Below are 13,351 nucleotides of genomic sequence, written 5' to 3'. Positions count from 1 at the left end.
AGTGAGCCTCGCATGTCGAACCTGCTCGGCCGCCATCGCGCGGTCATGCCGAAATGGGTGTCGCTCTACTACGACGACCCGATCGAGATCGTGAGCGGCAAGGGGCGCCGCGTCACCGACTCCGCGGGGCGCAGCTACCTCGACTTCTTCGGCGGCATCCTCACCAACATGCTCGGGTACGACGTGCCCGAGGTGCGGGAGGCCGTCGAGCGGCAGCTGCGCACCGGGGTCGCGCACACGTCGACGCTCTATCTCATCCGCGCCCAGGTGGAGTTGGCCGAGAGGATCGCGGGGCTGTCGGGCATCGCGAACGCCAAGGTCTTCTTCACCAACTCCGGCACCGAGGCCAACGAGACGGCGCTGCTGCTCGCCACCCACGCCCGCCGGTCCGACCAGGTGCTCGCGCTGCGCAACAGCTACCACGGACGCTCGTACGCGGCCACGGCCGTCACGGGCAACCGGAGCTGGAAGAACTCCTCCCTCTCGCCCCTCAACGTGCACTACCTGCACGGCACGGACCGCGCACGTTTCCCGCACCTGTCGGACGAGGAGTTCCTGACCTTCTGCGCGGACGATCTGCAGCACGTCCTCGACACGGCCACCGCCGCCGACGTCGCCTGCCTGATCGTGGAACCCGTCCAGGGCGTCGGAGGCTTCACCGCCGCACCGGACGGACTCCTCGCGAGGTACCGGGAGATCCTGGACCGGTACGGGATCCTGCTGGTCTCGGACGAGGTGCAAACGGGCTGGGGCCGCACCGGAGAGCACTTCTGGGGCATCCAGGCCCATGGCGTCACACCGCACGTCATGACCTTCGCCAAGGGACTGGGAAACGGCTTCGCGATCGGCGGTGTCGTCGCGGAGGGCGCGCTGATGGACGCGCTTCCGGCCAACGGCATCTCCACGTTCGGCGGCAACCCGATCGCGACGGCGGCTGCCGGGGCCACCCTCGACTACCTGCTCGCCCACGACCTCCAGGCCAACGCGGACCGGCTCGGCCGTCTGCTCGTCGACGGGCTGCGGACCGGGACGGAACGGCTCCCGGTGGCGCGGGACGTCCGGGGCAGAGGCCTGATGTTCGCCGTCGACCTGATCGACCCCGACACGGGGGCACCGAGCCCGTCGCTGGCCGCCAGGGTGATGGAACACGCGAAGGAACGCGGCCTGCTCATCGGCAAGGGCGGCCTGTACGGTCACACCCTGCGGATGGCTCCCCCGCTCACCCTGACCGAGGACGAGGCCGGGGAAGGACTCGGCATCCTCCTCGACTCGCTCACCGCCGCCTGCTGACCGACCCAGGCAGTCCGGGCCGGCGCGACGCGGGACGCCAAGCGCGCCTACGTCGTCCACGGCACTGCCATCGCCACGTCGATCGCGCTCTGGATCAAGCCTGGCTCCGGCTCTCGCTCTCGCTCTGGCTCCGGCTCTGAGGTTCGTCCGGCGGATCTGGTGGATCGTACTCGCGCCCCGGGGACCGTAAGGGTGTCCCGCCGCCACGCGGTCCGGATCCGAGTCGGTCCACGGGAGTTGCCGGCCCGACCGAAGCGGGCCACCGCGGGGCCGGGGCCGGCAGCGACCACCGCTTCCCGGTCCGCTGCGGTCATGCCCTGGCCCTCACCGTCAGTTGGATCCGCCCGCTGCGTCGCCTGCCGTCCTGACCTGCTTGCGGTAGGCCCCCGGCGGCGTTCCGAAGTGTCGCTTGAAGGCTTTGGCGAAGGCGAACTCCGAGGTGTACCCCGTGTCCTGCGCGATCGTGCTCAGCGGGACCGGCGACCTTTGCAGCAACCGCGCCGCGGTGGCCATCCGCCAGTTGGTCAGGTAGGTCAGCGGCGGCTCGCCGACCACCGAGGCGAAGCGGCGGGCGAACGTCGCGCGGGACAGCCCGGCACGGGCGCCCAGGGACTCCACGGTCCAGGGACGGCCGGGGTCGTCGTGGATCGCCTTCAGGGCCGGCGCGACCGCCGGGTCGGTCAGCGCGGCCGCCCAGCCCCGGGTCCGCTCCTTCGGCAGTTCCGCGTACCACGACCGCAGGATGTACAGCAGCAGCAGGTCGATGAGCGCCGTGACGACCGCGTCCGAGCCCGGCTGCGGCGCGTGGAACTCGGCGCACAGCTGATCGACCGCCGAGCGCAGCACCGGGTGCCGGCCGGGAACCGCGGGGAGGTGGATGACCTCCGGTAGATCGCCGAACAGCGGATGCGGGCGATCGACGTCGATCGCGTACGCGCCGCACACCAGCACCGTGCGCGGCCCCGGTCCGTCCACGGTGACCTGACCGATCGGCGAGGAACGGTCCACGCGCTCCGGCACGAAGTCCACCGGAGCGCGGTCCGGCACGTCGCACAGGGTGTGGCCGCTGCCGCGCTGCAGGAACACGATGTCGCCGGGTCCGAGCGCGAGCGGTTCGCCGTGCGGTGGCAGCAGGTGGCAGTGCCCCTCCACGACGACGTGGAAGCCGGCTCCCGAGATGGGTTGGAACTTCAGGGCCCACGGGGCGTGCGCGTCGGTGCGGGTCACCATCGGGCGTCCCGTGCGAAGGACTGCGAGGGTGTCGCTCAGGATGTCCATAGCGCCACTCTACTGCCGTACGGCGAGACGATATGACAGGGAATCGAGATTTCAAGTCATTCATCGTCTCAATGCGGAGGCGTACGTTCATGCCATGGCGGTTGCCGAGCCCCGGCACCGCATGGACGAAGGAACGGATCCCATGTCTCTGTCCGGCAAGAAGATCGTGGTCATCGGTGGAACCTCCGGCATCGGCTTCGCGGTGGCCCGACAGGCCACGGCGGCCGGCGCGCACGTCGTGGTCGCCTCCAGCAACCAGGACCGCGTGGACGCCGCGACGAAGCGGTTGGGCGGGCAGGCCGAGGGCCGCCGCCTGGACGTCGCCGACGGCGACGCCATCGCCGCGTTCTTCGAGCAGGTCGGGGAGTTCGACCACCTCGTCTACACGGCGGGCGAATCCCTGCTGATCAAGCCGTTGGTCGACACCACCCCCGACGAGGCCAGGGCCGTCTTCGAGCGCCGGTTCTGGGGCGCGTTCCTCTCCGCCAAGTACGCGGCACCGCGACTGCGCGACGGCGGCTCGATCACCTTCAGCTCCGGCGTTCTCGCGATCCGTCCCCTGTCCGGAACCGCGCTCACGGCAGGCATCACCGGCGGCATCGAGGCCCTGTCCCGGGCACTCGCCGTCGAACTCGCCCCTCTGCGCGTCAACGTGATCCAGCCCGGTGTGATCCGTACCGAGCTGTGGGACGGCAGCGTCCCGGACCCGGAGGCGTTCCTCCAGGGCGCCGGGGCCGAGCTGCTCACGCGACGGGTCGGCACGGCCGAGGAAGCCGCGGCGGCCTATCTCTTCGTCCTGGCCAACGCCTACGTCACCGGCACCACGCTCGCGATAGACGGCGGCGCGGCACTGGTGTGACACAGGCGCCACCCGACGGCCGACGGAGCGTCGCCGACCGCCCGCGACGCGTTCCCCGCCGCGGGCGGTCGGCGACGCACGGCCGAGCAGGTGTGCGGATCCGAGGCGCCCGGCCCGAACCGGTGACCACCGCCGGGGCGGGCGGACGCCCCCGCTTCCTCGCCGCCTGCACACTGGCGGCGACGTGAACGCCGGGGCACTTCCCCGGGCAGGCCACGGGCACGCGGCCCTGATCGGCGTCTGCGCTGATCAGGGTCCTCCGTCCTGTCCGGTGGCCGCCGTGGGGTCCGAACCTGCGTAGCTCACGCGACCGGTCGACGGACCGCCCACCGGCTTGAGCCGAACACCTGAACCAGTCAGCCCATTCGTCTACGCTCCGTCAGAAGACGTGTGGTGCAGAGGTGGCCGACCCGATGGGGGACAGGGATGAGTGCGGGGATCGTCCGGTTGGTGGAGCAGGCCGGCCCGTATGTGACCGCCGCGGCACGGGCCTACGGCGGGGCTGTCCTGGCCCTGTCGGAGGATCCCGCCGCGGACGCCACCGCCGACCTCGGCCGCCGCATCCTCCAGGCCGTCTCCCGCCGGCGCTCCGGACCCGAGCAGGCCGCGCTGGCGGCAGCGATCCAGGACGTCGCGGAGGATCCCGAGGACGCCGATGCTCCGGCGGCGTTGCGGCAGTCGCTGAAGCGAGCCCTGCGCGAGGACGCCGGCCTCCGGGCCGCGATCGCCGTCCTCCTGTCCGCTCCCGCCGCCGTGAGCGAGACGGTCACCGCCTCCGACACCCTCACGCTCCAAGAGGCCGCCCTTGCCCGCTTCGAACGGGTCCTCGGCGACACCCACCCCGACACCCTGACCAGTCGCAACAACCTCGCGCTCGCCTACCAGGCAGCAGGCCACCCGGACCGCGCCATCCCCCTGTTCGAGGCCACCCTCAGCCAGTCCGAACGGGTCCTCGGCGACACCCACCCCCATACCCTGAACAGCCGCAACAACCTCGCCTCCGCCTATCAGGCGGTGGGCGACCTGGACCGCGCCATCGCCCTCTACGAAGCTACCCTCGTCCAGCGCGAGCGGGTCCTCGGCAACAACCACCCCGACACCCTCATCAGCCTGGACAACCTCGCCGGCGCCTACCAGGCAGCGGGCCACCCGGACCGCGCCGTCCCCCTGCACGAAAGCGCGCTCGCCCACTTCGAGCAAGCACTCGGCGACTCCCATCCCCACACCCTGAGCTGCCGAGCCAACCTCGCGCTCGCCTACTACTCGGTGGGTGACCCGGACCGTGCCATCCCCCTGTTGGAGACCACTCTCACCCAGTTCGAGCAGGTCCTCGGCGACACCCACCCCGACACCCTGAACAGCCGAGCCAACCTCGCACTCGCCTACCACACAGCGGGCGACCTGGACCGCGCCATCCCCCTGTACGAAGCCACCCTCGTCCAGCGCGAGCGGCTCCTCGGCAACAACCACCCCGACACCCTCATCAGCCTGGGCAACCTCGCCGGCGCCTACCAGGCAGCGGGCCACCTTGACCGTGCCATCCCCCTGCACGAGAACGTGCTCGCCCACTTCGAGCAAGCGCTCGGCGACACCCACCCCGTCACCCTGACCTTCCGGGAGAACCTCGCCGGCGCCTACCAGGCGGCGGGCGACCCGGACCGTGCCACCCCGCTGCACAGGGCCGTCCTCAGCCAGCGCGAACAGGTTCTCGGCGACACCCACCCCGACACCCTGAAGAGCCGCAACAACGTCGCGCTGGCCTACCACACGGCAGGCGAACCGGACCGTGCCGTCCCCCTGTTCGAGGCCGCCCTCAGCCAGTGCGAGCAGATCCTCGGCGACACCCACCCGACCACGCTGGCCGTCCGGGCCAACCTGGCCATCGCACGCGCCGCAGCGGGTGACCCGGAATGGTGAGGCCGAAAGCCCATCTCGACCGGCCCCGAATCGGCCGCGGCGAGGCGACGACCGGCCACGGCTAGGCCCTGCACACCGTTCCGGCCGCCCCTGGGCCTTCTCCGCCCGATCACCCGGCCCGCGCCGATCACGGATTTCCGCAGAATCAAGCGGCCCTGCGTGGCACCGGTCATGTCGCGTGGCGGTCGGTGAACGGCGAGGTCTCGGTCGTCGCCGCGCGGCCCGCTGGTCGTCCGCCCGGAATGCCTCGCCCGGCTGGACGGCTCCACGGTGAATGCCGTGATCGCCTGGAACCACCCGCCGTTGACAGGCTGGGGTCTCTGCTCCGACCTGCTGAGGCTCTTCCTGCGGCATGACACGGCGATCCGCGAGGATCACCCACGACGTCCTCGGCCGGACCTTGCTCCTGGCCCTCGATGCCGACTCGCACAGAGGCGTCGCAGCCGGTTCAGTCACCGGCCCTGGTCCGTTCGACGGTGAGGTCGAGGAAGTGGGCCGAGCACGAGATGCACGGGTCGTGGTTGCGGATCACCCGCTCGCACAGGGCGGTCAGTTCGGCGTCGGTGACCTCGCCGCGTCCGATGCGCTCTTGCACGACGCGGCGCAGGTCCGCCTCGATCGCCCCCTGGTTCTGCGCGGTCGGAGGGACCAGGGCGGCGTCGGTGACGGTCCCCTCGCCGTCGACGGCGTAGCGGTGGTAGAGGAGGCCCCGCGGTGCCTCGGTCGCGCCGTGACCAGTGGCCGCCCGTGGCGACACGTCGACGTGGGGACGCGGTGGGCGTTCATACGCGTCGATGATGCGCAGCGCCTCGTCGACCGCGTAGAGCACCTCGACCGCCCGGACGACGATGCTCCGGAAGGGGTTGCGGCAGACGGTGCCCCGGCGTGGGTCACCGAGACCGGCGTCCTGGGCCGCCTGGACGGCGATCGGGGAGAGCCATCGGCCGCTGATCGCGTAGCGGGCGAGCGAGCCGGTGAGATGGCGGCGGCCGTCCAGCTGTGATTGGAGCGCGGTGGAATGGGGCACCTGGCTCTCGACGACGTGCTCGCCGAAGTCGTGCACCGCGAACGTGCGCGTGGGAAGTGCACGGTCGGACCCGGCCGGCAGTCCGGCGCTCTGCGGAGCCGGCATGACCGTCGGGGTGCCCGACTCGATCGCGTAGCTCCCCGGGACGGCCAGTGCGAGAAGGTCGTGGTCACAGCCGGCGTCGGGGAAGTCGAAACCCGCCACCCAGCGCACCGTCTGTTGTGCGTCGTCCCGGGCGCGGCGCAACCGCTCGGCAAGGGGCCTCAATTCGGCCGAGGTCGGGGTGCGGTGGAAGCCACCGAGGCGGACGTTGACCGGATGGATCGCCCGACCGCCGAGCAACTCCATGATCGCATTGCCGGCCTGCTTGAGACGTAGACCGCGTTCGACGTCGGCGCGGTGGGTGCGGGCCAGGTCGACAACACCGTCGCAGCCGAGGAAGTCGGGTGCGTGGAGGAGGTGGATGTGCAGCGTCTGGCTCTCGATCCACTCACCGCAGTAGAGCAGCCGGCGCAGCGCGGCCAACTGCCCGTCGACGGTGGCACCGCAGGCGTCCTCCACAGCGCGGCAGGCACTCATCTGGTACGCGACCGGGCAGATCCCGCAGATCCGGGAGGTGATGTCGGGTGGTTCGGCGTACGAGCGTCCGCGGAGGAGCGCCTCGAAGAACCGCGGGGGTTCGTAGATCGCCAGCCGGGCTTCGGTGACCTCGCCGCCGTCCGTGCGCAGGTGCAGCGCGGTCTCGCCCTCGACGCGCGCGAGCGACCCGACGTGGAGCGTCCTGGAGCCCCGGTGGGTCACCGTTCCAGTTCCTTCCTGGAGGCCGCGTCGAACTCGGGGGCGGCGGTGTTGAACGTGCGCAGTACCCGCACCACGTCGAGGGTGTCCATGCCGTCGCGGCGCAGCAACGGGATGAAGGAGGGGAAGTTCGTGGAGTTCGAGGGTCCGAAACAGCCGTAGCAGCCCCGGTCGTAGGCGGGGCAGAGCGCGCCGCAGCCGGCGTGGGTGACCGGGCCGAGGCAGGGGGTGCCGTGGGCCACGGTCACGCAGACCGTGCCGCGCTGCTTGCACTCGAAGCAGACGCTGTGTGCGGGGACGTCCGGTGTGCGGCCGGCCAGGTAGGCGGTGATCACCTCGATGAGCTGGCGCCGGTCGATGGGGCAGCCACGCAGTTCGAAGTCGACGGGGACGTGCGCGCTGATCGGCGTGGAGGTGGCGAGCGTATCGATGTAGTCCGGGCGCGCGTAGACGACGGCCTGGAACTCGGCGACGTCCGCGTAGTTGCGCAGCGCCTGGACGCCTCCGGCGGTGGCGCAGGCACCGATGGTGACCAGGCGCCGCGAGACCGCGCGGACATGCCGGATCCGCTCGGCGTCCTGCGGAGTGGTCACCGAGCCCTCGACGAGCGAGAGGTCGTACGGGCCCGGAAGGCTCGCACTGGAGGCCTCCAGGAAGTGCGAGACCTCCACCTGCTCGGCGATCGCGAGGAGCTCGTCCTCGCAGTCCAGGAGGGTGAGCTGGCAGCCGTCGCAGGAGGCGAACTTCCATACGGCCAGCGTCGGTCGCCGGTCGGCTCTGCTCGGCATCGTCACAACTCCCTGACTGCGAGCAGAGGTCGGGCACGGGTCCAGGTGACGACCGGACCGTCGCGGCAGAGCAGGAGAGGGCCGAGCTGGCAGTGCCCGCAGTGGCCCGTCCCGCAGTGCATGGTGCGCTCCAGCGAGACTCTGATCCGGTCCGGGTCGACGCCGCGCTGCACCAGGTCACGGGCGGCGGCCCGGATCATCGGCTCCGGGCCGCAGACGAACGCCGCCGATTCCTGCGGGTGGAACGCGGACCGGTCGAGCAGGCTCGTGACGACGCCCACCTCGCCCTGCCACCGTGCGTCGGGGCGGTCGACGGTGACCGCGGCCTTCCCCGCCGCCTGCCAGTCGCGCACCTCCTCGGCGTAGAGCAGATCACCGGGTGTACGTGCCCCGATCAGGACGTTCAGCCGCCCCTTCCGTCCGGACCCGGCGAGCGCGGCGCGGACGACCGGGCGCAGCGGCGCCAGGCCGATTCCGCCGGCGACCACCAGCAGGTCGAGCCCGGCTGTGGCGGGAAGCTCCCAACCGGTGCCGAACGGCCCGCGTACGCCGACCATCGCTCCGGGCCGCAGGCCGTACAGCGCGGCGGAGACCGCGCCGACCGCACGGACGGTGTGGGTCAGTCGGTGGCCGTCGAAGCCGCTGACCGAGAGTGGGACGTCCCCGATGCCGAAGGCGTACACCATGGCGAACTGCCCCGGGGTGAAGGGCCGGAGGGGTACCTCGGCGGGCTCCAGAACGATCGTGGCGGTGTCGGGCGTCTCGGCCTTGCGTTCGATCACGCGGTACGGGAGGGGAGTCGTCATGGCGCCCCGCCGTCGCCGGGCTGTCCGTAGAGGTCGAGCAGGCGGGTGCGGGTGGCCTTCAACCTCCGGGCGATCACCCGGGCGACACCATGCGTCACCGCCAGGCCGAAGGCGGGGTCCTGCTCGCACGCTGCGCGGATGCGCTCCGCGTCGAACTCGGATGCCAGCACGGTGCCACGGGTCTGTGCTCCGAGGTGCCAGCGGTACGGTTCGAACAGCCAGGACCAGCCGAGCAGATCGCCCTCACCGAGGGTCTCCACCACGGCTTCGCGCCGGCCAGGAACGTGAACGTCGAGCGCGACGCTCCCGGAACCGATGATCCAGAACCGGTCGGCGACGCCGTCCTCCTCGAAGATGCGGGCCCCGCCGGGGAAGGTCACCTCGTGGGAGAAGCCTTGGAGACGTTCGCGGTGACCGGGCGGCAGCGCACCGAGGAATCCGTGGCGGGCGACGGTCACGACAGGCCCTCCTCCCCCACCGGCCCGGCCGCGTCCCACTCACGGTTCAGCGCGTGAGCCTCCTCGGTGATGTCGATGCCGACCGGGCACCACACGATGCAGCGCCCGCAACCGACGCAACCCGAGCTGCCGAACTGGTCGTACCAGGTGCCCAGCTTGTGGGTGGCCCACTGCCGGTACCGGCTCCGCGGGGTGTCGCGGACGGGCCCTGCCTGGAGGTGCGAGAAGTCCAGGTCGAAACAGGACTCCCAGCGCCGCCACCGCTCGGCGTGGTCGCCCGTCAGGTCGGTGACGTCCTCGGCGGTGGTGCAGAAGCAGGTCGGGCAGACCATGGTGCAGTTGCCGCAGGTCAGGCAACGTGCCGCGACGTCGTTCCAGCGCTCGGCCGTGAGGGTCTCACGCATCAACGCCTGGAGGTCCACCGGCGGCATGGTGCGGCCCATCCGGTCGGCCGCCCCGGCGACGCCCTCGGAGGCGGCGTTGCGGGTCGCGGCATCGGCAGGGAGGCTCGGCAGCTCCGCCAGAACCGACTCCCCCTCCTCGCTCCCGGCCCGCAGCAGGAATCGGTGGCCGTCGGCGTCGAGCACCTCGGTGAGCGCCAGGTCATAGCCGGGCCCGACGGCGGGCCCGGTGCCCATGGACACGCAGAAGCAGGTGGCCCCCGGCTCGGTGCACTCCACCGCCACCAGGAACGCCCGTTCGCGGCGCCCGCGGTAGGCCGGGTCGGTGTACATCCCACCGGTCAGCACCTTGTCCTGGATCGCGATGGCCCGCAGATCGCAGGGACGGACTCCGAGGAAGGCGTACGAGGGCGGCGACGTCCGTTCCTCCGTCATCACCAGCACGCCGTCGGCGCGCCGCTCGGCCGCCCACTGCCGCTCGCGCGGCGGGTGCAGGAACGTCTTCCAGGACTGCGGGCCGGCGCTGTGGGCGAACACGGCGCCGTCCTCGCGGGCGCGCAGCCGGTACCTCCCGGCCTCCAGCTCGACCCCCCAACCGTACGGGAGCCCGTCACCGTCCGAGAGTTCGGCCAGAACGATCGCCCCGTCGCGGACCGTCGGCCCCACGACCGTGCGGCCGCGCCCGGCGAGGACCGAGATCAGCCCGCTCAGTCCGTCCCGGTCGATCACCACCGCGCCGTCCGCCACGTCAACCTCCGTGCACCCGGTCACACCGCCCCGGCCAGTCGTAGCCGTCCCGGCCAGTATGTGTGCGCGCCCGCGGCCGGGCGTCCCGGCATGGTCCAGGTGGCGGCCTCCGTTCCCCGGATGGTCCCGAGCCGGCCGCAGTGCGACTGCCGGCCGCGGTGCAGGGGAACGACGGAGCGCATGAACGTCACCACGCGGATCGCCGTCATCGGCGTCGGGAACGAGTACCGCCGCGACGACGGTGTGGGCTGGGCCGTCGTGACGCGGCTGGCGGAACGGGCCGAGCACCAGCCCCTACCGGGAGGGACGGTCCTGCGGGTCTGCGACGGCGACCCCGCCCGGCTGATCACCCTGTGGGAGGACGCCGAGCTCGCCATCGTGGTGGATGCCGCCCATGCCCACCCCGCATCCCCCGGCCGGGTCCACCGTCTGGAGCTGACCGGTGACCGGCTGACGCCTCCGGGCGGTGCGACGAGTTCCCACGGTCTCGGCCTGGGTGAGGCCGTCGAACTCGCCCGAGAACTGGACCGTCTGCCGCGGCACCTGATCGTCTACGCCGTCGAGGGGGCCGACGGCGACCTGGGCACCGGCCTTTCGGCACCCGTCGCAGCCGTCGTGGCACCGCTCGCCGAGCGGATCACGGAGGACGTCACGCTGCTCCGGCGTCCTCGCTGAGCGATCACGGCCGGGGCACCGCCGCCCACGACGGCCCGGCCGATCCGATTCGGTCGCAGGACCGGTGGGCCGGAAGCCGCACGGCGAACACCGTGCGCCCCGGACGGCTCGCCACCTCGACCTCGCCGCCCTGGGCCTGGACCACCGCCTGAACGATCGACAGGCCGAGCCCGGTCGATCCGGTCGTACGCGAGCGGGCCCGGTCGCCGCGGACGAAGCGTTCGAAGACCCGGCCGGTCAGCTCGGGCGGAATTCCCGGGCCGTTGTCCGTGACGGCCATCCGTACCTGCTCCCCCGCCTGCTCCAGGCTGAGCTCGACCTCGGTGCCCGGCGGGGTGTGGGAGTGGGCGTTGGCCAGCAGATTGGCCACCACCTGGCTCAGCCGGTGGGCGTCGCCGCGCAGGAGAACGGGCTCCTCGGGCAGGACCAGACGCCAGCGGTGCTCCCGTCCGGCGGCTCGCGCGTCCGCCAACGCGTCGAGCGAGATCCGGGTCAGGTCGACCTCCTCGTCGGCCAGTGGGCGGCCGGCGTCCAGTCGGGCGAGCAGCAGCAGATCCTCGACGATCGTCCCCATCCGGCCCGACTCCGCGCTGATCCGTTCCAGCGAGTGACGCACCGGCTCGGGCACGTCACCGGGGTGACACAAGGCGAGCTCCGCATGCCCACGGATTGCGGCCACGGGGGTGCGGAGCTCGTGGCTGGCGTCCGCGGCGAACGCCCGCAGCCGTTCCTCCACCGCCTGCCGACGGGCCAGGGCGGCTCCCACGTGATCGAGCATCCGGTTGAGGGCCGTGCCGACCCGGCCGACCTCCGTGCGCGGATCGTCGTCCGGAACCCGTTCGGCGAGGGTGACGGCACCGCTGGCGAGCGGCAGTGCGCTGACCCGCTCGGCCGTCCTCGCCACCCGGTCCAGCGGGCGCAGCGACCAGCGGACCCACAGCGCACCCGCGACTCCCGCCCCGGCGGCGGCCAGCGCGAACACCGTGAGTTCCAGCGTTGCCAGCCGGTCGACCGTGTCCTCGACCTGTCGCAGGGGCAGGCCACCCACCAGGAGGTCACCGTCCCGGCCGGCGACGGCCCGCACCCGGTAGGGGCCGGCCGCGCCCAGGTCGACGGTGCGGGCCGGCCCGCCGGCCGGGAGGGCGGCGAGCGCACGCTGCGCGGCCGGCGACGGGGTCACCCGGTCGTCGTCGTTGGGATCGTCCGCATCGTCGGCGTCGCCGTCGACCACGGCTGCCGCGGTCACCCGGCCGTTCAGGAGGCGGGCGCCGAAGGTACCGGGGGCCTGGGCCCGGGTGTCCCCGCCCTGTCCGGCGTGCTCCAGGCTGGCCGCGTACCGTCCGCCGGTGTCGGCGAGCTGCTGGTCCAGCCGGTCCACCAGGAAGTGGCGCAGCGCGGCGGTGGTGGCGAGCCCGACGGCGGTGCAGGTCACCACCAGGAGCACCAGCAGTCCGGCGATCAGCCGGCCGCGAAGCGTTCTCGGCAACAGCCGGGCCAGCCGGCCGCGCAGGCCGCCGGTCATGTGGCCGCCTTGATCAGGTAGCCGGCTCCGCGCACGGTGTGGATCATCGGCGCCCGGCCGGCGTCCACCTTCTTGCGCAGGTAGCTGATGTACAGCTCGACCACGTGCGCCTGGCCGCCGAAGTCGTAGGACCACACGGCATCCAGGATCTGCGCCTTGCTCAGTACCTGCCGCGGGTGGTGCATCAGGTAGGCGAGGAGGGCGTACTCGGTGGGGCTCAGGTCGATGCCGTCGCCGCCCCGGACGACCTCGCGCGCCTGCTCGTCGAGGACGAGGTCCCCGAGCACCAGGGCGTGCTCGGGCGGGGGCTGCGCCGCCGCGCGGGGTGTGGTGCGGCGCAGGAGTCCGTGCAGCCGCACGACGACCTCGGCCAGGCTGAACGGCTTGGTCACGTAGTCGTCGCCTCCCGCGGCGATGCCCGCGATGCGGTCCTCCACGGCGTCCCGGGCGGTGAGGAAGAGCACCCGCACCTCTGGTCGCTCCTCGTGGACACGGCGCAGCACCTCCATGCCGTCGAGGTCCGGGAGCATCATGTCGAGCACGATGGCGTGCGGCCGCCAGGACGCCGCGGTCCGGACGGCCGCCAGGCCGGTGGTCTCGCCCAGGGCTTGCCAGCCCTCGTAGCGGACCGCTCCGCAGACCACCTCGACCAGATCGGGTTCGTCGTCCACCACGAGTACGCGCCAGGCGCGCGTGTGGGCGGTGTCCTCCATGGTGCTCCCTCGGCATGCGCTGTCGTCGGCGCTCATTCTGGTCACGCGACGGTGAGAAAGTCATGAGACCGG

The 13,351-nt window shown here is 72.2% G+C and carries 12 protein-coding genes; 4 read left to right on the top strand and 8 right to left on the bottom strand.

The window, feature by feature from the left end:
- The first annotated feature begins 12 nt into the window (after positions 1-12).
- Positions 13-1,290 (top strand): aspartate aminotransferase family protein, encoded by a 1,278-nt coding sequence (locus tag MCM47_RS06155; protein ID WP_238859295.1) that lies wholly within the window; start codon positions 13-15, stop codon positions 1,288-1,290.
- A gap of 330 nt (positions 1,291-1,620) precedes the next feature.
- Here MCM47_RS06155 and MCM47_RS06150 read toward each other — a convergent pair whose 3' ends face one another.
- Complete coding sequence (locus MCM47_RS06150) at positions 1,621-2,568, bottom strand: AraC family transcriptional regulator (protein ID WP_238859293.1); 948 nt, start codon at positions 2,566-2,568, stop codon at positions 1,621-1,623.
- A gap of 142 nt (positions 2,569-2,710) precedes the next feature.
- Here MCM47_RS06150 and MCM47_RS06145 point away from each other — a divergent pair, with 142 nt between their 5' ends.
- The gene (locus MCM47_RS06145) at positions 2,711-3,427 is read left to right on the top strand and encodes an SDR family oxidoreductase (RefSeq protein WP_238859291.1); all 717 of its coding nucleotides are present in this window, start codon (positions 2,711-2,713) and stop codon (positions 3,425-3,427) included.
- Between the two features lie 426 nt (positions 3,428-3,853).
- A complete protein-coding gene (locus MCM47_RS06140) occupies positions 3,854-5,344 on the top strand; it encodes a tetratricopeptide repeat protein (protein ID WP_238859289.1) in 1,491 nt (496 codons plus the stop codon).
- A 448-nt stretch (positions 5,345-5,792) separates the two neighbouring features.
- Here the strand turns inward: MCM47_RS06140 and MCM47_RS06135 are convergent, their stop codons facing one another.
- The 5 genes from MCM47_RS06135 to MCM47_RS06115 are packed head-to-tail and all read right to left on the bottom strand — an operon-like array spanning position 5,793 to position 10,369.
- Entirely contained in the window at positions 5,793-7,172 is a 1,380-nt protein-coding gene (locus MCM47_RS06135; RefSeq protein ID WP_238859287.1) for a Ni/Fe hydrogenase subunit alpha, read from the bottom strand.
- Positions 7,169-7,957, bottom strand: a complete 789-nt coding sequence (locus MCM47_RS06130; protein ID WP_238859285.1) for an oxidoreductase — start codon at positions 7,955-7,957, stop codon at positions 7,169-7,171. The genes MCM47_RS06135 and MCM47_RS06130 overlap by 4 nt, the downstream gene beginning before the upstream one ends.
- Before the next feature lie 2 nt (positions 7,958-7,959).
- A complete protein-coding gene (locus tag MCM47_RS06125) occupies positions 7,960-8,763 on the bottom strand; it encodes an FAD/NAD(P)-binding protein (protein WP_238859284.1) in 804 nt (267 codons plus the stop codon).
- The gene (locus MCM47_RS06120) at positions 8,760-9,221 is read right to left on the bottom strand and encodes a Crp/Fnr family transcriptional regulator (protein ID WP_238859283.1); all 462 of its coding nucleotides are present in this window, start codon (positions 9,219-9,221) and stop codon (positions 8,760-8,762) included. Before MCM47_RS06120 ends, MCM47_RS06125 begins: the two co-directional genes overlap by 4 nt.
- Positions 9,218-10,369, bottom strand: coding sequence for a 4Fe-4S dicluster domain-containing protein (locus tag MCM47_RS06115; protein WP_238859282.1), 1,152 nt, complete (start codon positions 10,367-10,369; stop codon positions 9,218-9,220). Before MCM47_RS06115 ends, MCM47_RS06120 begins: the two co-directional genes overlap by 4 nt.
- A 180-nt stretch (positions 10,370-10,549) precedes the next feature.
- Here MCM47_RS06115 and MCM47_RS06110 point away from each other — a divergent pair, with 180 nt between their 5' ends.
- Complete coding sequence (locus MCM47_RS06110; protein ID WP_238859281.1) at positions 10,550-11,044, top strand: hydrogenase maturation protease; 495 nt, start codon at positions 10,550-10,552, stop codon at positions 11,042-11,044.
- 4 nt (positions 11,045-11,048) lie between these two features.
- Here the strand turns inward: MCM47_RS06110 and MCM47_RS06105 are convergent, their stop codons facing one another.
- Positions 11,049-12,566: a cell wall metabolism sensor histidine kinase WalK gene (locus tag MCM47_RS06105; RefSeq protein WP_238859280.1), complete on the bottom strand. Its 1,518-nt coding sequence runs from the start codon at positions 12,564-12,566 to the stop codon at positions 11,049-11,051.
- Positions 12,563-13,279 carry a response regulator transcription factor gene (locus tag MCM47_RS06100; RefSeq protein ID WP_238859279.1) on the bottom strand — a complete coding sequence of 239 codons (717 nt, stop codon included), beginning with the start codon at positions 13,277-13,279 and terminating at the stop codon, positions 12,563-12,565. The genes MCM47_RS06105 and MCM47_RS06100 overlap by 4 nt, the downstream gene beginning before the upstream one ends.
- Positions 13,280-13,351: the final 72 nt, after the last annotated feature.

Origin of the sequence: Kitasatospora sp. A2-31 (genome assembly GCF_022288725.1) — a bacterium.
Lineage (GTDB): Bacteria > Actinomycetota > Actinomycetes > Streptomycetales > Streptomycetaceae > Kitasatospora.
Note: the sequence above shows the minus strand (reverse complement) of the source record. Positions and strands in the feature narration are given on the sequence as shown.

Bases quoted from the DNA above. Each gene is read 5' to 3' on its own strand.
- MCM47_RS06145 (WP_238859291.1), top strand. From the start codon at position 2,711: ATGTCTCTGTCCGGCAAGAAGATCGTGGTCATCGGTGGAACCTCCGGC.
- MCM47_RS06125 (WP_238859284.1), bottom strand. From the start codon at position 8,763: ATGACGACTCCCCTCCCGTACCGCGTGATCGAACGCAAGGCCGAGACG.
- MCM47_RS06130 (WP_238859285.1), bottom strand. From the start codon at position 7,957: ATGCCGAGCAGAGCCGACCGGCGACCGACGCTGGCCGTATGGAAGTTC.
- MCM47_RS06150 (WP_238859293.1), bottom strand. From the start codon at position 2,568: ATGGACATCCTGAGCGACACCCTCGCAGTCCTTCGCACGGGACGCCCG.
- MCM47_RS06155 (WP_238859295.1), top strand. From the start codon at position 13: ATGTCGAACCTGCTCGGCCGCCATCGCGCGGTCATGCCGAAATGGGTG.
- MCM47_RS06140 (WP_238859289.1), top strand. From the start codon at position 3,854: ATGAGTGCGGGGATCGTCCGGTTGGTGGAGCAGGCCGGCCCGTATGTG.
- MCM47_RS06100 (WP_238859279.1), bottom strand. From the start codon at position 13,279: ATGGAGGACACCGCCCACACGCGCGCCTGGCGCGTACTCGTGGTGGAC.
- MCM47_RS06105 (WP_238859280.1), bottom strand. From the start codon at position 12,566: ATGACCGGCGGCCTGCGCGGCCGGCTGGCCCGGCTGTTGCCGAGAACG.
- MCM47_RS06110 (WP_238859281.1), top strand. From the start codon at position 10,550: ATGAACGTCACCACGCGGATCGCCGTCATCGGCGTCGGGAACGAGTAC.